The sequence below is a fragment of the Thermostichus sp. MS-CIW-40 genome, from assembly GCF_054058315.1.
The window spans coordinates 49750-67165 of sequence record NZ_JBSSAC010000011.1; the positions used below are offsets into that span (position 1 = coordinate 49750).

At 58.5% G+C, this 17416-nt stretch carries 13 protein-coding genes; 12 read left to right on the forward strand and 1 reads right to left on the reverse strand.

Annotation, left to right across the window (positions count from 1 at the left end; all coding sequences use genetic code 11):
• Nucleotides 1–16: 16 nt before the first annotated feature.
• The 12 genes from ACVWXF_RS05460 to ACVWXF_RS05515 all read left to right on the forward strand — a co-directional run bounded on the left by ACVWXF_RS05460 (nt 17) and on the right by ACVWXF_RS05515 (nt 16596).
• Nucleotides 17–1987 (forward strand): TonB-dependent receptor plug domain-containing protein, encoded by a 1971-nt coding sequence (locus ACVWXF_RS05460; protein ID WP_457473855.1) that lies wholly within the window; start codon nt 17–19, stop codon nt 1985–1987.
• Between the two features lie 128 nt (nt 1988–2115).
• The gene (locus ACVWXF_RS05465; RefSeq protein WP_457473856.1) at nt 2116–2523 is read left to right on the forward strand and encodes a DUF1636 domain-containing protein; all 408 of its coding nucleotides are present in this window, start codon (nt 2116–2118) and stop codon (nt 2521–2523) included.
• A gap of 11 nt (nt 2524–2534) precedes the next feature.
• The gene (locus tag ACVWXF_RS05470) at nt 2535–3404 is read left to right on the forward strand and encodes a (2Fe-2S) ferredoxin domain-containing protein (RefSeq protein WP_457473857.1); all 870 of its coding nucleotides are present in this window, start codon (nt 2535–2537) and stop codon (nt 3402–3404) included.
• Between the two features lie 3 nt (nt 3405–3407).
• Nucleotides 3408–4055 carry a hypothetical protein gene (locus ACVWXF_RS05475; protein ID WP_457473858.1) on the forward strand — a complete coding sequence of 216 codons (648 nt, stop codon included), beginning with the start codon at nt 3408–3410 and terminating at the stop codon, nt 4053–4055.
• A 122-nt stretch (nt 4056–4177) separates the two neighbouring features.
• Nucleotides 4178–6214 (forward strand): ArsA family ATPase, encoded by a 2037-nt coding sequence (locus ACVWXF_RS05480; RefSeq protein ID WP_457473859.1) that lies wholly within the window; start codon nt 4178–4180, stop codon nt 6212–6214.
• Between the two features lie 32 nt (nt 6215–6246).
• Nucleotides 6247–8307 (forward strand): NAD-dependent DNA ligase LigA, encoded by a 2061-nt coding sequence (gene ligA, locus ACVWXF_RS05485; protein WP_457473872.1) that lies wholly within the window; start codon nt 6247–6249, stop codon nt 8305–8307.
• Between the two features lie 795 nt (nt 8308–9102).
• Entirely contained in the window at nt 9103–10449 is a 1347-nt protein-coding gene (gene clpX, locus ACVWXF_RS05490) for an ATP-dependent protease ATP-binding subunit ClpX (protein ID WP_414388367.1), read from the forward strand.
• Nucleotides 10450–10519: 70 nt separating this feature from the next.
• Nucleotides 10520–11209 carry a potassium channel family protein gene (locus ACVWXF_RS05495; protein WP_414356515.1) on the forward strand — a complete coding sequence of 230 codons (690 nt, stop codon included), beginning with the start codon at nt 10520–10522 and terminating at the stop codon, nt 11207–11209.
• Nucleotides 11210–11220: 11 nt separating this feature from the next.
• Complete coding sequence (locus ACVWXF_RS05500; RefSeq protein ID WP_457473860.1) at nt 11221–12693, forward strand: TrkH family potassium uptake protein; 1473 nt, start codon at nt 11221–11223, stop codon at nt 12691–12693.
• A gap of 78 nt (nt 12694–12771) precedes the next feature.
• Nucleotides 12772–13878, forward strand: coding sequence for a phosphotransacetylase family protein (locus tag ACVWXF_RS05505; protein WP_457473861.1), 1107 nt, complete (start codon nt 12772–12774; stop codon nt 13876–13878).
• Nucleotides 13879–14356: 478 nt separating this feature from the next.
• On the forward strand, nt 14357–14857 hold the full coding sequence (locus ACVWXF_RS05510; RefSeq protein ID WP_457473862.1) for a ribonuclease H family protein: 501 nt from the start codon (nt 14357–14359) through the stop codon (nt 14855–14857).
• A 95-nt stretch (nt 14858–14952) separates the two neighbouring features.
• Nucleotides 14953–16596, forward strand: a complete 1644-nt coding sequence (locus ACVWXF_RS05515; protein WP_457473863.1) for a DUF3352 domain-containing protein — start codon at nt 14953–14955, stop codon at nt 16594–16596.
• A gap of 45 nt (nt 16597–16641) precedes the next feature.
• Here the strand turns inward: ACVWXF_RS05515 and ACVWXF_RS05520 are convergent, their stop codons facing one another.
• A complete protein-coding gene (locus ACVWXF_RS05520) occupies nt 16642–17385 on the reverse strand; it encodes a response regulator transcription factor (RefSeq protein ID WP_457473873.1) in 744 nt (247 codons plus the stop codon).
• Nucleotides 17386–17416 lie beyond the last annotated feature (31 nt).

The following is a 17416-nucleotide window of genomic DNA, read 5'->3' on the forward strand; positions in this document are numbered from 1 at the left end:
AGCTTCAAGAAAGAAAATGAATCCCATTCTAGGTCTCAGCCTGGCGCTGGGGGGTCTTGTTTTGGGGATCCCAGCGTGGGCGCAGCCGGCAGCTTCCCCGCCCTCAGCTCAAGAGGTGTTGGAAACCGGCGTTAGCGCCGAGATTTTAAATCAACCCGTCACCACACCTTTTCGCCGTCCTGGTTTGCTGCGGGATTCTTCCCGCCCGGTTTACGTCATTACCCGCCAGCAAATTCGAGAGCAAGGGGCAAGAACGGTTCAGGAGGCCCTGCGCTACCTGCCCGGGATCCTCAGCGACGGCACGGCAGGAACCCAGTTGGGAGCCCTTAGCTCCCAGTTTATGCGGGGAGGACGAACGGCCCAGGTGTTGGTGCTCTTGGATGGCCGCCCCATTAACGACCTGGGCTTTTTTGGCGGGTTCGATCTGTCTCAGATCACTACAGATGTGGTCGAGCGTATTGAGATCTCTCCAGGTGGGGGCTCCACCTTATACGGCTCCGATGCCGTTGGCGGGGTCATCAACATCGTGACGCTGGATCCAAAGCCGGGATCCGAGACCGTGCTGGAAGCGGCTATCGGCAGCTACGGCCTCAACGAGCAAGGGATCCAGAACCGCGGCCAGGTGCAGGATCTGGGCTGGGTGGTCAGCTATCGCCGTCTGCAGAGCAACAACGACTTTCCTTTTGAAATTGGGCGTTTGGGCAAAGCCGGCAGGCGGGAAAACTCGGCGGTGGAGTACCACAACCTACAAGCCAAGCTCACCTGGCAATTGGCAGAAGGCCAAGTCCTAACCGGAAATGCCCTTTATCTCAACAAAGCGTTTCAGGTGCCTGGCAGCACCGAGTTTCCCTCCCCCGATGCAGTGCAAAACACCAACGACCTGCTGTTAGATCTCAGTTGGCTGTGGGATCAAGAGAGGGGATCCCTGCAAGCCAGGGTATTTTTTGACGACCTCAACTATCGCTTCAGCGCCCCACAAAGCCAGGGATCCCGGGATGAGATCCTGCGAACGGGGTGGGGATCCCAACTGCAATACACCTGGAAGGCTGCTGAAAACCTGGAGCTTACTCTAGGAGCAGACTACCGATCCATTTCAGCTCGCAACACCACCTTCTCCTTTGCCAGGGGATCCACCAACGTCAACTATGACAATACTGTGAATCAGGGGGCATTCTTCGCCCGCCTGGATTACAGGCCACAGCCCAACTTTTATCTCAACTTAGGCGTTCGCCAAGATTCGAGCAATCTGGTCAACGGTTCGGCCACCTCTCCTGCCGCAGGGATCCGCTGGGTTTTGGCAGAAGGCACCACCCTGAGGGCCAATTATGCCGGCAGCTTTCGCACCCCCTTGATCTCAAACTTATTCTTTCGTTTGCGGGGCTTTTTTGAAGTCGACGGCAACCCCAATTTGCGCCCGGAGCGGGGAGAGAGTTTTGACATTGGCCTGGATCAGGCTTTGGGAGATTTTGGCCTACTGCGCTTGACCTTTGCCCATAACCGCATCCGCGATGGCATTACCTTTGTCAGCACTGGCCCGCGCAGGGGAACCTACGAAAACATTGAGCTCGTGGAATACACGGGCTTGGAAGCAGCCCTGGATTTGCGATTGGGGGAAAACTGGACTCTTTTTGCCAACTACACCCTGAACGATCCCATCATCCGCTCGGCGCTGGATCCCAAAGCGGTTGGCAAACAGCTAGCCTTCGTGGGAGCAGACAGCTTCAACCTGGGCCTGAGCTACCGCGATGCAGAGGATCGGTATGCCTCAGTTTTCCTGCATCACATTGGCACTTTCTTTACCAACAACGCCAATACCCAATCTCTGCCCGGCTACACCAACCTGGCTCTGCGGGGAGGGATCCCGGTTGCAGAAAATCTCGCTCTCGAGGTGGGAGTCGATAACCTGCTGGATGAGCAATATGAGGTTTTCCCCGGCTACCCAGGAGTGGGTCGCACCGTTCGGCTTAATTTAAGGGGCCAATTTTAGAGCGACTTGAGGCTGACTTTTAGCTGTCTAACTCACTGCTGAATCCTTGGCCAAGACATTGAGATCGTCTTTGCCTCTTCTCACACCCTTTGCTTGGACAGAAACCTATGACTATATCAAGGAGCACCATGTCTCGATCAACTTCCCAGTTGCCCATCCAAGCTGGCAGCGCTGCCCAGCAACCCAGCAGCCATTGTCTTTGGGTTTGTGTCACTTGCGGATCTCGGTGGGTTAACGGCCAAAAAGAAGGGATTAGCAAGGGAGAAATGCTGCTGTCTGCCCTGCAATCTCAAACCCTCAATCCTCAACTGACCCTGAAGCCGGTTGCCTGTATGAGCGGCTGCAGCCATGCTTGTGTCGTTGCGTTGGCAGCACCTCAAAAGATGACCTATGTTTTTGGAGATCTCGATCCAAAAGATGTGGATCTCATTCTGCAGACAGCAGAGCTCTACCTCACCAAGCCAGATGGGATCCTACCCTGGGCCGAGCGCCCTCTCAAAAAAGAGGTGATTGCTCGTATTCCACCACTACCTTGAGGAGCTCTCTCATGGCCGCTTTCACGCCCTGGATAACCCCTCTCCATCAAACTTGGCAGGAAGTTTCTCTGACGGGTTGGACAACCCTTTATGAAGGGATCCCTGCCCATATTGACTGCTTGGGGCCGTTGCTCTACGAGCTGTTTCAAGAGCACTGGGCCGAGATCCAGGTGGGCCATGTGGCGGAAGGCGGGGTGCTGGAGCTGGATTTTAAGAAACCTCCAGCTTTGTGCGTGCTCTACGATGGCTATCTAACCGTTGCCACCGAAACTTGGCACCTGCATTTGTGCCTGGAGGAGCACCAAGGCGGCCCCCATCGCAAGACCCCACCCGAGCTGCGCCGCAAAAGATTGGTTAGCCGTGCTGCTCTCTACCGGCGCCTCAATCCCCAAGGTCAGCCCCGCATGTGGGGGATCCAATTCTGGAATGGAGCAGAAGAGCCTCTGCTGCAGATTTTTCTGCCCAGCCCCTTTTTGGGGCCAGAGGAAGACTACCTGCCGGAAGGCAAAGCAGATTACCAAAAGCTTTCTCTTTACGAGCGCATCCGCGCCATCTATGTGCAGGGGAAAGAGCGGATCCCCTATGAGGATAACCCTCTTAAACGTCCCTACCTTGCCGTCTGTCGTTCCAGCCGTTGTTATCCTTCCCGCAACTACCAACCGGTTGTAGAAGCTCTGGAATCCGCCCTTCGAGAAGCCAACCTGGACGTACAGGTTATCACCTCAGGCTGCTTGGAAGTTTGCCAACAGGGGCCCGTGGTTTTTTACTCTGGGGATCGCACCTGGTACAAGCGGGTTACTCCCCAAGTAGCTCGGCAAATTGTTTTTGAGCATTTGCTTAATAGCTGTCCTCTGAAAGACCACCTTTTTCCAGGAGATTAAAGCATGATTGGCCTGCAATCGAGTGCTCAACCTATCCCCATTCCCAGCTCTCGCCGCTTAATCCCAGCCCCACTTTGGATACAAGCTGCTCAAGATTTGGCCCGAGGCTGGTTCTGGCCCAGCTTGTTTACCACCGTCGGCTGCCTCAGCAATATTGCTTATACATGTACCCTTCCCTTTGTAACTGTTGGTATTGTTGCGGGCACAACTTTAACCCGCCAAAGGGCAGCCATTAGTGCTTTGATGATTTGGCTGGCCAACCAAATCTTTGGCTACACCTGGCACAACTATCCCCGCACTCCCGATTCGTTTGCCTGGGGGTTGGTGCTGGGGATCGGCACGGTGGGGGTTGCTCTTGCTGCCAGCTATCGCCCTTTGTTTTTCCAGTCCAAGACCCTTCGACCAAGGCAACTGCTGCTGAACTATCTCTGGATCCCGGCCATGCTCATCTTGGGGTTTCTGGCTTTTGAAGGGCTAATTTTGGCCGCCGGCCTGGTTTTGGGGGGAACGGAGGGCCTGACCCTGCCCATTCTGGGCAAAATCTGGCTGCACAACTGGCTGTGGACAGGACTTTGGATCGGGATCCACACGCTGCTGGTGTGGGACAGAGGACGTCGCCGGGTGTGGCTTGGAGAGGAGAAACTGCGGTGAGCTGCTCCCGTACAAGCTCTTCCCATCCCGTCAGCGGTGCGGAGCACCTTTGCAGTGATCTGGAACATCCCCAAGAGGGATCCAGGCCAAAATAGGGGCGACCTATGTGGGAGGGGATCCCTTTGCAACTCAGTCGCGTTAACAGTGAGGAGCATTCCTGCCATCCTCTGCTCTTGGCTTCCCAACGCCTCTTGCTGTTCAGCGGCAAGGGAGGAGTGGGCAAAACAACCTTGACCTGCGCGCTGGCCCGCCAACTGGCCCAGGTGGATCCCCAGCGCCGTCTGCTCCTGATGTCCACAGATCCCGCCCACTCGTTGGGGGACGTGCTGCAAATCTCGGTTACGGATGTGGCCCAACCCTTGCCGGATCGCCCCAATTTACAGGTGCGGGCTTTGCAGGCGGAGATTTTGCTGCGGTCTTTTCGGCAAACCTATGGGCCGGCCCTGGAGCTCATTGCCGAGCGGGGCAGTTGGTTTGGCCGAGAGGATCTGCTGCCGATCTGGGATTTGGCGTGGCCGGGGGTGGATGAGCTGATGGCCATTCTGGAGGTCAACCGGCTGCTGGCGAGGGAGGAGGTGGATACCGTTATCTTGGACACGGCCCCCACCGGGCACACCCTGCGGCTGTTGGAGCTGCCCGACTTTTTGGATAATCTGCTGGCTGTGTTTGCCACCTTTCAGGCCAAGCATCGGGAGATCGCCCAAGCCCTGACGGGCACCTATCGACCGGATGAGGCGGATGCATTTTTAGCCCAGTTGCAGAGGGAACTGGAGGGGGGCAAAGCCCGCTTGACCACTCCGGAGAGCACTTCTGCTTGGCTGGTGATGATCCCGGAGCAGTTGAGCGTGGCGGAAACCCGCCGCTTTTGTCAGCAACTGCAAAGCCGCCGCGTGCCCATCGGCGGTCTTCTGGTCAATCAGGTGCTGTTTCTAGGAGAAAATACCAGTCAATCCTCACTGCCCACCGCTCTCCCCTCTCCTCTCTACTCGGCGCGGCAACAGGAACAGCGGCGTGTGCTCAAAGCCCTACAGGAGGAGCTGCCCGGATACTCTATCTGGGTCTGTCCTTATCAACTGCAGGAGCCGGTTGGGTTGGCGGCCCTGGATGAGCTGGTTCAGCAGCTTCGCCCCTTGCCAGAGGTGCTGCTGGAGTTGGAAGGGATCCCAGAGCAGAGAGCGGAGAGAGAGCCTCCCTTCTCCACCCTCTTCCCTTCCTTCAGGGGGATCCCGTCCCTACCGGATTTTTTGACCCAAGGGATCCGACTGGTGTTGGTGGGGGGCAAAGGGGGTGTGGGCAAGACGACGGTGGCCGGGGCCCTGGCTTGGACCTTAGCCAAGCGCCATCCCGACAAGCAGCTGTTGCTGGTCTCTATCGATCCGGCTCACTCCCTGGGGGATCTGTTTCAGACGAAACTGGGTCAGGATCCCATCCCCCTGCTGCCCAACCTGCTGGGGCAGGAGATCGATGCGGCGGTGGTGCTGGAGCAATTCCGGCAGGATTACCTGGAGGAGGTGGCGGCCATCTTGGCGGGGGAGGGGACGGCAGGGGTGGAAGTCCAATACGACCCGCAGGCGTGGCGGCAACTGCTGCAGATGCCTCCACCCGGCCTGGATGAGGTGATGGCCCTGTTGAGTGTTCTCCGACAGGAGACGAGCGGGCAGTTTGACCTGGTGGTGCTGGACACGGCTCCCACAGGCCATCTCTTGCGGTTTCTGCAGATGCCCCAGGCTCTGGAAGGTTGGGTGAGCTTGGCCCTGAAGCTGTGGCTGAAATATCGGGATGTGGTGGGCAGGCCGGAATGGGCGCAGCGGATGCGGGAGCTTTTGGCCCAGGTGCGGCAGCTTCGGCAGCAGCTCCAGGATCCCCAGTTTGTTACCTTTATCCCCGTCTTTAACCCCGAGCAAGCAGTTCTGGCGGAAACCGAGCGTCTCTTGGCGGAATTGGATGCTTTGGGGATCCCTCATCCCTACGCCGTTCTCAATCGGGTGTGGTTGGAGGATTCTACCCCCTTTGGAGAGGCCCTCCGCCGTCGTCACCAGACTCTTCTGGCCCAGCTCCCCCAGCCATTTTCCCAGCAGGCCATCTTGACCATCCCCTTCCTACATCCTCCCAGCTTGGAGAATATCGGCTCCTACTTATTGGCTCCTCAGGAGCCCTAACCTAGGGGTAGACCTTGCTCACCCAAAGCGTTATGGATCCCAAGTTGGAAGAACGCGCCCGCGAGCTGCGCACCCTGCTGCAGAAGGCCAGCATTGCCTACTATGTCCACGATGCGCCCATCCTGGAAGACAGCGTTTACGACCGCCTCTACCGCGAGCTGCAAGAGCTGGAGCGGGCTTACCCTGAACTGGTCACTCCCGATAGCCCTACTCAGCGGGTGGGAGAAAAACCTGCAGAGCATTTTCCCACCGTCTTCCACCGCATCCCCCTCTACAGTTTGGAAAACGCTTTCAACCCAGAAGAACTGGAGGAGTGGCAAGAGCGTCTGCTGCGAGTTTTGGGCCGTGCCCCTGTTCCCGACAGCAGGACAGAGGGAGAGCTGGAATATGTATGTGAGCTGAAGATTGATGGCGCCGCCTTGGCCCTAACCTACATCGAGGGTCTTTTGGAGCGGGGTGCTACTCGGGGGGACGGACAGGCCGGAGAGGACATCACCCCCAACGTGCGCGCCATTCGTTCGATTCCCCTGCGGCTGGCGACAGCAGATCCGCCTCCCGTTTTGGAGGTGCGGGGGGAAGTCTATCTGGCCCTAGCCGAGTTTGAACGGATCAACCAAGAGCGTCGTTCCGCTGGGGATCCCCCCTTTGCCAACCCGCGCAACTGTGCTGCCGGTACCCTGCGGCAGTTGGATAGCCGCGTTGTGGCCGCCCGCAAGCTCAGCTTCTTCGCCTACGCCCTCCACTGGCCGGAGGGATGGCCTGCCGGGGATCCCCCGCAAACCCAGTGGCAGTGTCTGCAGCAGCTCAAGGAATTGGGATTTCCAGTCAACCCCCTTTCCCAGGTCTGTCGGGGCTTGGGAGAAGTGATCCAATTTTATGAGCGATGGCGGGGTGCCCAGCTCCCCTACGCCAGCGACGGGGTGGTGGTGAAATTGAACTCCTTGCGGCTGCAGGAGGAGGCCGGCTTTACGCAAAAATTTCCCCGCTGGGCCATTGCCCTCAAATACCCAGCTCAAGAGGTTCCCACTCGCATCCGCGCCATCGTGGCCAGCGTGGGCCGTACCGGCGCCGTCACTCCAGTGGCAGAGCTGGAGCCGGTTCCTCTGGCCGGCACCCTTGTCAGCCGCGCCAGCCTGCACAATGCCGATCGCCTGCGGGAGCTGGATGTGCACATTGGCGATACTGCCATCGTGCGCAAAGCCGGGGAGATCATCCCGGAGGTGGTCGGGATCCTGAAGGAATTGCGCCCTGCCGACGCTGTTCCCTACAGCCTGCCCAGCCAGTGCCCCGAATGCCACGCCCCTTTGGTTCGTCCCCCTGGCGAAGCCGTGACCCGCTGCCCCAACCCCGAGTGCCCGGCCAAGCTGCGGGGCCAATTGCAGCACTGGGCCAGCCGTGATGCTTTGGATATCGAAGGCTTAGGGGAAAAGCGGGCAGCCCAATTGGTGGAGAGCTTGGGGGTGCGCACCGTAGCCGATCTCTACCGCCTCACCCCAGAGCAGTTGCAGGGTTTGGAGGGGATGGGATCCCGCTCCAGCCAAAAGCTGGTGCAAGCCATTCAGCGCTCTCGCCAGCAGCCCTGGGAACGGGTGCTCTACGGGCTGGGGATCCCCCATGTGGGGGTGGTCACTGCCCAGATTTTGGCTGGCCATTTTCCCACCCCTGAGCTTTTGGCCCAGGCCAGTGCAGAAACCATCGCCCAGATCTATGGGATAGGCGCGGAAGTGGCGGAAGCGGTGGTGGCCTGGTTTGCCGATCCGGCCCATCGTCGCCTGTTGCAGGAGTTGCAGGCGCTAGGGATCCCCGCTCTTCCTCAGCAGGAGAACCCTGCCGTCTCCCAGATCCTGGCCGGGAAAAAATTCGTAATCACCGGCACCTTGCCCACCCTCTCCCGCCAGCAGGCCAAGGCTTGGATTGAGAGTCGGGGGGGCAAAGTCACCGCCAGCGTCAGCCGCCAAACCGACTACGTGGTGGTGGGCTCTGACCCCGGCTCCAAGCTGGAGCAAGCCCAACAACTGGGGATCCCCCTGCTGACCGAAGCGGAGCTGTTGGCGCTGGATCCCACCGTGGAATCCGGTGATCTGCATCCTTGACAGGGTGGATCCCGGAAAAACTTGGGTAGGGTGGGTTGTCTTAGCGGCAGGGATGATTTATGATTCAACCTTAGTGAGGAGTGGACGCCAATAGGGGGAAGCGAACGAAACACGGACAGTTCCTTCCCCTTTTTGGTTACAAAAAGGCGCGGCCACACCTCCAAAAAGTATCCAACTTAACTGAAGGATTCCTTTGCCAGTGCCAGATAAGTTCAACTATGATGGGATCAGCGGAGACGCATGTTTCCGTTCACTCCTCACACCATCTTCCGCTCGGCGTCAAGTCGGGCGGTTTTTCTATAAATCCGACCATTCCCGATAGCAGCGAAACGGCTCACCCCTTCCATTTCCAGTTTTCCTCCTTGTGAGACACTTGGGGAGAACCGAGGCTGTGGCGTTTGCACGGGTAGCGCAGAGCGCTGGAGAAGCTTATGGTCACTTTGAAGCAAGAATGAAACACCTCCGTTGCATTGCTTCCCAGCTCCCTTTTGAAGTGGGTGGTCGCGGAAGCGGCACGGAGCGCTTGGGAAGTGTCTCAATCCAGTTTGAAATGACTATATCTCCAGTCTTTCCAGTTGATCCCCATGGGAATCTCTTGGCACCCTGCCCCCTTGGGGATCCGGAAACAAGCCCTACGAGCCCAGTGGAGATGCTAGACTAGTAGGTCAGTGAGATTCCACCAACTTCGGCCTCCTTACGCTTTCGCAGCCAATTTGCGACTGGATTGGAAGGTTTAGTTTTCTTCTGGCTTTTGCCGGATTAGGATAGCCAAGAGCAAGCAGCAACGAGGATCCCATGGCCAAATATGACTCCCATCTAAAGTGCTCCTTCTGCAACAAGTCCCAGGATCAGGTGCGTAAGTTGATTGCGGGGCCGGGGGTCTACATCTGTGACGAGTGCGTGGAGCTCTGCAACGAGATTTTGGATGAGGAACTCTACGACGGCAACACTCCTCCTGCTGCCGCCCCTGCCGCCAGCCGTCGCGAAACCCCCAAAAAACCCTCCCGCAGCCTGCCTTCTTTGGCGCAGTTGCCCAAGCCGCAGGAGATCATGCGCTATCTCGACCAATATGTGATTGGCCAAGAAAAAGCTAAGAAGGTTTTGTCGGTGGCGGTTTACAACCACTACAAGCGTCTGGCTGCCAAGGCCAACCCCGGTAGCGTCGGAGTTTCGGAACTGGATGAGGTGGAGCTACAGAAGTCCAATATCTTGATCATTGGCCCCACTGGCTCCGGCAAAACCCTGCTGGCGGAAACCCTGGCTCGCATGTTGGATGTGCCTTTTGCGGTTGCAGATGCTACCACCCTTACGGAAGCTGGCTATGTGGGCGAGGATGTGGAAAACATCCTGTTGCGCCTGCTGCAGGTGGCGGACATGGACGTAGAAGAGGCCCAGCGCGGCATCATCTACATCGACGAAATCGACAAAATTGCCCGCAAAAGCGAGAACCCCTCCATTACCCGCGATGTCTCCGGCGAGGGGGTGCAGCAGGCTTTGTTGAAGATGCTGGAAGGGACAATAGCCAACGTGCCTCCCCAGGGAGGGCGCAAGCACCCCTATCAAGACTGCATTCAAATCGACACTTCCAACATCCTCTTCATTTGCGGGGGGGCTTTTGTTGGCCTGGAAAAAGTAATCGAGCAGCGCATCGGCAAGAAATCGATGGGCTTTATCAAGCCAGGAGAGCAATTGTCGGTTACCCGCGAGCAACGTATGGCCAATGCCCTCAAGGCTTTGGAGCCTGAAGACTTGATCAAGTACGGCATGATTCCCGAATTCACGGGGCGGCTCCCGGTAGTGGCGACTTTGGATCCGCTGGATGAGAAGGCGCTGGAGGCGATCCTGACGCAGCCCAAAAACGCCATTCTCAAGCAGGCGCAGAAGCTGTTGCGCATGGACGGGGTGGAACTGGAGTTTGAACCTGCCGCCATTGCTGCCATTGCCAAAGAGGCTTATCGCCGCAAGACCGGGGCTCGCGCCCTGCGGGCCATTGTGGAAGAGCTAATGCTGGATGTGATGTACGAGGCACCCTCCCGCCGCGACCTAAAGCACATCCGCATCACCGCAGAGATGGTGGAGCGCCGTTCCACCCGCGAGCTGATTCCTCACCCCTCTACGCTGCCCAAGCCTGAGTCGGCCTAGAGTCGCGGCCCTTCCGATCCCTGCTGGATGAACTTATGATCTGTTCTTGAAAGAGGGGGCAGGAGAGCACATGGCAGGGACTACGTTCCGCTGGCGCGAACGACAGCGGGTGGATCGTGAATATGCGGTAATTGGTCTGGGGCGCTTTGGTTCTAGCTTGGCTCTCACCTTGATGGAGCGAGGGCACAATGTCTTGGGGATCGACCGCAGCCGTGAGATCGTGCAGCGCCTGGCGGATCAGCTGACGCAGGTGGTGGCACTCGATTCCAGCGATGAAGATGCGCTGCGAGCGGTGGATATCCTCTCCTTCGACACGGTGGTGGTGGCCATTGGCAGCGATTTTGAGAGCAATTTGCTGACGACGGTGGCCCTGAAAAGTCTGGGGGTGCGCAATGTGGTCTGTAAGGCGTCGACCGAGCGGCAACGCTCTATTCTCCTGCGAGTGGGGGCAGATCGGGTGGTGTTGCCGGAGCAAGAGGCAGGGCGCCGTTTGGCTCAGGTGTTGACAGCACCGGGGATCCTAGATCAGCTAGAGCTGGAGCCGGGCTACAGCATTACGGAATTACAGGTGCCGGAGGCGTTGGTGGGCCATACGCTGGCGGAGTCGGATCTGCGTCGCCGCTTCGGCATCACGGTGCTGGTGGTGAAGCGAAAGCAATCGCTGGTGGTCTCTCCCCCCGCAGACTACCTGCTGGAAAAGGGGGATTTGCTGGTGGTTCTGGGGGCCAATACCAACATCTCGCGGCTGAATGAGATGTAGGGAGGGATCCGATGAGAGAGGGCTCCGTCCCGCTTCCGCCAGAGGAGGGCTCTGAGCGCTTGGTTCCACCAGTGCCATCCCGCGCCCGCTACCTGCCGACACCGGGCTCGGCATTGTCTCAGTCCTCTAGGGCCTTCGGGAATCGTCTGCAGTGGTTTTTTGGGGGGGACAGGCGTCGCCCGCTGCCACCGCCATTGCGCCTGGTTGTAGGGTTGGGGCTCTTGGCAGTGGTGGGAACTCTGGTGCTCATGTTGCCGGGGATCGGGCGCGGGGATCCCTTGAGCTGGAATGAGGCGCTGTTTACGGCCATGTCGGCCCTGAGCGTGACGGGGCTCTCGACGATTGTGGCGGCGGAGGATCTCACCCTGTTGGGCCAGATTGTGCTGCTGATCCTGATTCAGATTGGCGGGGTGGGCTTCATGGTGTTGGCGGTGGTGGTGTTTCAATTGATCGGGCGGCGCATTTCCCTCCTCAATCGCTTGGCGCTGTGCAATTCGCTGGGGCTCATCGATCCGGGGGCGATCCTGGAATTGACTCGGCGGGTGCTGCTGGGGGTCACTCTCATTGAGTTGGGGGGGGCTCTGCTGCTCTGGGTGCACTGGCGGGATCTCTATGGGCCGGGGCGGGCAGTTTTTCTGGCTATTTTTCACGCGGTGTCGGCCTTTTGTAATGCAGGATTTGACCTGTTTGGCCGGGAAGGGATCCCTACAGATGGTCTGTCGCTGGCGATTTTGGCCGGTCTGATTTTTATCGGCGGTTTGGGCATCCCAGTTTTGTCGGATTTGTTAACCTGGCCGCGGGGCCACCGCCCCTCTCTGCACACCCGGATTACCCTGGGCGTGGTGGTGGTTTTGCTCTGCACGGGCGGCATTGGCTTGTTTTTGGGAGAGAGCTTGCCCGGCGGATCCCTGCTGGAGGTAAGCTGGCCCCGCCGCTTGGGCCTGACGTTTTTTCAGTCGGTTTCTGCCCGAACGGCTGGGTTTGCCGGGATCCCCATTGAGGATTTGACCCCGGCAAGCCAGTTGCTGCTGATGGCTCTCATGTTTATTGGGGCAGCCCCAGCTTCTATGGGGGGCGGCATGACCACCGGCACCTTGGCGGTGTTGGTGTTGGCCCTCTGGGGCTATGCCCGCGGTTTGCCCAGCGCTCAGATTGCCGGGCGCAGCTTGGATCCCTCCATGGTGCGCAAGGCGGCAGCGGTGTTGACGGTTTCTCTGTTTGTGGTATTGTTGGCGGCTTGGTTGATTTTGCTGACCCACAGTAACAGTAGGTTGGATCCGGTGTTGTTTGAAGTGATCTCCGCCTTTGCCACCTGCGGCCTCTCGACGGGCTTTACCGGGGAGCTCAACTGGTTTGGCCAACTGATCATTGTGCTGGTGATGTTCTGGGGCCGGTTGGGGGCATTGACCATTGTCTTGGCCTTGGCTCAACAACAGCCCCGCCCGTTGGTAACCTACCCTGAAGAGTCGATCCTAATCGGTTAGTCCAGAACTGAGGAGAGAGCAGCCTCCGTTAGACTGAGTAAGGGATCCCTTCGTCCCTCTCGTTACCGGGAGCCATCCGTGTCCAAGTTCCTTTTAATTGGTTCTACTGAGCCCTTCAGCGGTAAGTCGGCTGCCATCTTGGGTTTGGCCAAGCATCTGCAGCAGCAAGGGATAAAAGTCACCTATGGGAAGCCCATCGGTTCTTGCGAGCGGGAAGATTGCTCGCTGGAAGGGGGCGATCCGGATATGCGCTTTGTGGCGGAGTCTCTGCGGCTGACGATGGATCAAATGCCGCCGATGCTGCTCCGGCTCAACGAAGAGGCTTTGCTGGCTCAAATGAAGCGAGCTCCCGGGGATCCAGCTCCAGAGTGCCCGGTTGCCCCTCTGTTGGAGTTTGTCCAGCGCTCCCCTGCCGATTTGGTGCTGCTGGAAGGCCCAGCCGATCTTTACGAGGGGGAATTGTTTGGCCTGTCGCTGGCCAAGATGGCCCAAGCCCTGGATGCTCCGGTACTGCTGATCAGTCGCTACCATTCCTCCTTGGCTGTTGATTCTCTTCTCTTTGTCCATCGTCAACTGGGATCCCGCTTGGCAGGCGTGCTGCTGAACGATGTGCCGCCCGACCAGGTGCAACCGGCAAAAACGATCATTCGGCCTTTTTTGGAGGGACACGGGATCCCGGTGCTGGGGATTTTGCCCTCCCATCGCATTTTGCGCAGCATCAGCGTTGGGGAGTTGGTGCGGCAACTGGATGCCGAGGTGCTCTGCTGTCCAGATCGGATGGACCTGATGGTTGAAGACATTGCGGTAGGGGCGATGAACGTCAACTCGGCCTTGAAGTACTTCCGTAAGCTGGATCACAAGGCGGTGATCACCGGCGGAGACCGCACCGATATTCAACTGGCCGCCCTAGAAACTTCCACCCTCTGCCTGATCTTGACCGGCAAGCTCCCTCTGGATCCCCGCATTCAGTCTCGAGCAGAAGAGCTGGAAGTGCCGATCCTCTCGGTGGATCTGGACACCTTCACCACCATCAACCGCATCGAACGGGTTTTTGGGCAGATTCGCCTGCACGAGGAGGTGAAAGTCCGCTGCATCCAAGAGCTAATGTCAGCGAATTTTGACTTTTCCCGTCTCTATGCTCATTTGGGCTTGACACAACCCCTAGTGTCGGCGGTAGGTGCATAAGAAAAGTTATTACTGGCTTCTCTATATTTGGTGTCTAAGTAGATATTTCTTCGAGATTGAGCACTATATCTGATCAAGACGAAATAAGCTCAGTTTTGACGCGCTGGTCTCTAGTGTCTGATGCTTTCCAGTATCTGCAATGATTTCTGCAAAAAAACGCAGGGATCTATCGCCAGTTTGGCCTACTCACCGAATTCGAGAGATATCATGCGAGTATTCATCACCTCAACACACCACTCCTCCCCCAGATTTTCTGGGGGTTTTTGTTCGCGCCGTTTTGGCAGAATTTCCCTGTCTCTCTAACCTTACGTCACGTGAGCTGGTGTTGACGAGGTTTATACTACTGATAGTGTAAAGTAAAACTTTCCCGGAACTAGATACACTAAATAGTGGTGCTGGCACGCCCTTGTGCGGTAAGATGCAGTGTCTGTTGTCGAGCCGGGATCCCAAATGTTGCCGTTAGCGCCGGATGAGCACCATGGCCAAGGTTTCACGGATGCACAGCCGCAAAGGAGCGGGCCCCAGCCGTCTGGTTGCCTGCCCCCACAGTGGCATCTTCACCGACGGGGGATGTTCTCCCAATCCGGGGCCAGGGGGATGGGCTGTGGCGGTGGTTCAAGATGATCAAATTGTGGAAGAGTTTTGGGGAGGGGATCCCGATAGCACCAACAACCGCATGGAGTTGACCGGCCTCATCCGGGCCTTGCAATATTGCCGCCACACCCAGGGCAACGGCGTAGATACCATCTACAGCGACTCCCACCTTTGCGTACAGACCTACAACGACTGGATGGATCGCTGGGCAGCGCAGGGGTGGCGGCGGCGCACCGGGCCGGTGGAAAACTTGGATCTGGTTCAGGAACTGTATCAACTAAAGCAGCAGTGCCCTCAGGTGCAGGTGGTTTGGATCCAGGCTCACGAAGGGTTGCGCTGGAACGAGTACGTGGATGAGTTGGTCGCTCGCGCCCGGCCAAAGTAACAATTTCTACATATTCCGATGTATGAGGCTGCGATCACAGACAGGCTCTGAGTCCATCGCCTATCCTCAAGAGGACGGCTCGTCGCAGGTGTGATATGAAGACCCAACTTCAGTGCCGGTTTCGTCCTCTCTCCCTTACGTTGATGGCGGTGGGGGGCTCTTGGCTCCTGGGATCCTGCCAACTCAGAGGGCCACAGGTACAGTTGCCCGGCGATGTTCTGCCGGAAACCGCGCTGGTTCCCCAGTCGGCGCCCCTGGTGCTGACCTTTTCTACCCAACCGGAAGAATCTTTTCGCACTCACCCTGACCTTTTGGCCCAGTGGGAGAGCTGGACAGCAGAAGCTTTGGCTGAAACCGGCAAGGAGTTCTCTCGGGAAGAGATGCAAGCTTGGGCTGGCGAGCAATTCACGATGGCAGTGGTGATCCCCAATCTGGTGCCCGGAGCTGCCGAGCCGGTGCCTGGGATCCTGTTTGGAGCCAGCACCCGCAACGCCGATTTGTCTGGGCAATTCTTGGCCCAGGTGCGGCAACAGGCAGCAGCAGAAGGGGCGAACTTCGAGCAGCGCCAGGAGCAGGGGGTCACCCTCTATGTGCAAACCAACGGAGAGCCGGGCGAGCGATGGGTAACTGCTGAGTTTGGCAACCGCTTTGTGGCGGTGGCCAACGACCCAAGGGTGATGCAGCAGGCGATTGCTGTGTATCGCGGCGAAGCAGAGCCGATTGGCCGCTCCGAAAGTTTCCGCACCGCTGTTGGCGATCTGTATAAGAGCGGCACGCTGGCCTTTGCCTACTTCAACTTCCAGGCTTTGCAGGAGGATCCCGAATCTTTCAAAGACTGGATGCAGGATCTGGATCCGGCGACGCTGGGATCCCTGCAACCCCTGCGCTCTTTGGCCATGGCTGCCCACTGGCAGGAGCAGGGCCTGCGGCTGCGCATGTTGACCCAGACCGATCCGAAAACCCAGGTGCAGGGGGGGTGGCAAACGGCTCGCGGCGAACTCATTCAGCGGCTGCCCGGCAATGCCTTGGCGGTGCTGACCACCCAGCAGATTGCCCAGCGCTGGCAAGCCGTTATGCCTGAGCTGGAAAAAGATCCGCCGGTCAAGGAGTCGTTAGAGGAGCTGCGGGCTGAGTTTCGCGCCAATACCCGTTTGGACTTGGAAAAAGATCTGCTGGCTTGGATGGATGGGGAGATGGCCCTGCTGGTGGCACCGGATGCCCAGGCCCATCCCCTGTTGCAGGGCATGGGAGCAGCCTTGGTGATCGAGACCAGCCAAAAAGACAAGGCCAACGCGGCCCTGACTCAGTTGGATCGGCTGGCCCAAGAATCCGGAGTAGGGGTAACGGAAGCCGGTGGGCAGGTGATCTGGGCGGATCCCTTGTTTAACCGCCCGCTTTTGACCCGCGCCTGGGAAGGCAACTATTTGATCGTGACCAGCAGCACGGCGGCGCTGCAAACCCTCGCCCAACGCCAGGGCAATTTGCTTCCCCAAACCGAGCCGCTGAAAACCCTCTACGATCAGTTGCCCAAGCCCAACTACGGCTACTTTTTGCTGAATTGGCAAGGGATCCGAACAGTGCTGGAGGCCACACTACCGGGTGGTTTGGCAGGCTTGGAGCCGGAGGCCCGTGAGCTGCTGACCCGCATCGATGGGCTGGGGATTACCAGCTACCCTGCCGGGGATCACGCCTTTGGGGTGGAGCTGCTGGTCACCGTGCCGCCCAAGCCACAGCCGTAAGCTCTTTCCCCCTTCTCCCTTGGGGAGAGGGGCTGGGGGTGAGAGCTACAGCCGAATCAAGCCATAGGTGAGAGCATAGCGCACCAGCTCGGTGCGGCTGCTGGTGCCTGTCTTGTTCAGCAGGCGGGTGACGTATTTTTCCACGTTGCGCACGCTGGTTTGCAGCTGCTTGGCAATCTCCTTGTTCATCAGCCCTTCTGCCACCTTCTCCAACACCTGTTGTTCCCGCGGCGTCAGCTCTACCTTGATGGGTGGGGGCAGGGGGGTGGGGGCAGAGGTCTGGGCAGGCGTGGCTGTGGCAAGGGTGCGCTCCGACAGCAGGGCGCGAATCGAGGCCAGCTCGCGGGCCACCACCTCCGAAGGGCTGGCAGCGCGGGATCGCTCAATGAGATTGGAGACGATGGCCACCAGCTCCTCCGGATCGAAGGGCTTGGGCAAATAGGCATCGACACCGGCCCGGTAACCCTGGATGCGGTCGGCGGTCATCCCCTTGGCGGTGAGGAACACCACCGGCAGATGGCTGTAGGGCTCGAGTTTTCGCAGTTGGGCCAAAAATTGATAGCCATCCATGCCCGGCATCATGATGTCGGAGATGATCAACTGAGGCTGGGCCGTGCTGAGCAGTTGCAGAGCCTGCTGGGCGTTGGCCGCCGGGATCACCTCAAAGCCGCTGTCCTCGAGGTAGGCTTGCACTGCCTCCCGTAAGCCCGGTTCGTCATCCACCAACAAGATGCGGGCCGGCGCAGCGGCGGCAGCCGTTTCGGGTTTGGCTTGGGGAGAAGAGGCCATCTGCAGCTCCTGGGTAGCGTTCAAGCGTTTG

Excerpts from the sequence above, each read along its gene's own strand:
- ACVWXF_RS05495 (WP_414356515.1), top strand. The coding sequence starts at position 10,520 with ATGGCAGGGACTACGTTCCGCTGGCGCGAACGACAGCGGGTGGATCGT.
- ACVWXF_RS05460 (WP_457473855.1), top strand. The coding sequence starts at position 17 with ATGAATCCCATTCTAGGTCTCAGCCTGGCGCTGGGGGGTCTTGTTTTG.
- ACVWXF_RS05475 (WP_457473858.1), top strand. The coding sequence starts at position 3,408 with ATGATTGGCCTGCAATCGAGTGCTCAACCTATCCCCATTCCCAGCTCT.
- ACVWXF_RS05520 (WP_457473873.1), bottom strand. The coding sequence starts at position 17,385 with ATGGCCTCTTCTCCCCAAGCCAAACCCGAAACGGCTGCCGCCGCTGCG.
- ACVWXF_RS05465 (WP_457473856.1), top strand. The coding sequence starts at position 2,116 with ATGTCTCGATCAACTTCCCAGTTGCCCATCCAAGCTGGCAGCGCTGCC.
- ACVWXF_RS05500 (WP_457473860.1), top strand. The coding sequence starts at position 11,221 with ATGAGAGAGGGCTCCGTCCCGCTTCCGCCAGAGGAGGGCTCTGAGCGC.
- ligA (WP_457473872.1), top strand. The coding sequence starts at position 6,247 with ATGGATCCCAAGTTGGAAGAACGCGCCCGCGAGCTGCGCACCCTGCTG.
- ACVWXF_RS05510 (WP_457473862.1), top strand. The coding sequence starts at position 14,357 with ATGGCCAAGGTTTCACGGATGCACAGCCGCAAAGGAGCGGGCCCCAGC.
- ACVWXF_RS05470 (WP_457473857.1), top strand. The coding sequence starts at position 2,535 with ATGGCCGCTTTCACGCCCTGGATAACCCCTCTCCATCAAACTTGGCAG.
- clpX (WP_414388367.1), top strand. The coding sequence starts at position 9,103 with ATGGCCAAATATGACTCCCATCTAAAGTGCTCCTTCTGCAACAAGTCC.
- ACVWXF_RS05515 (WP_457473863.1), top strand. The coding sequence starts at position 14,953 with ATGAAGACCCAACTTCAGTGCCGGTTTCGTCCTCTCTCCCTTACGTTG.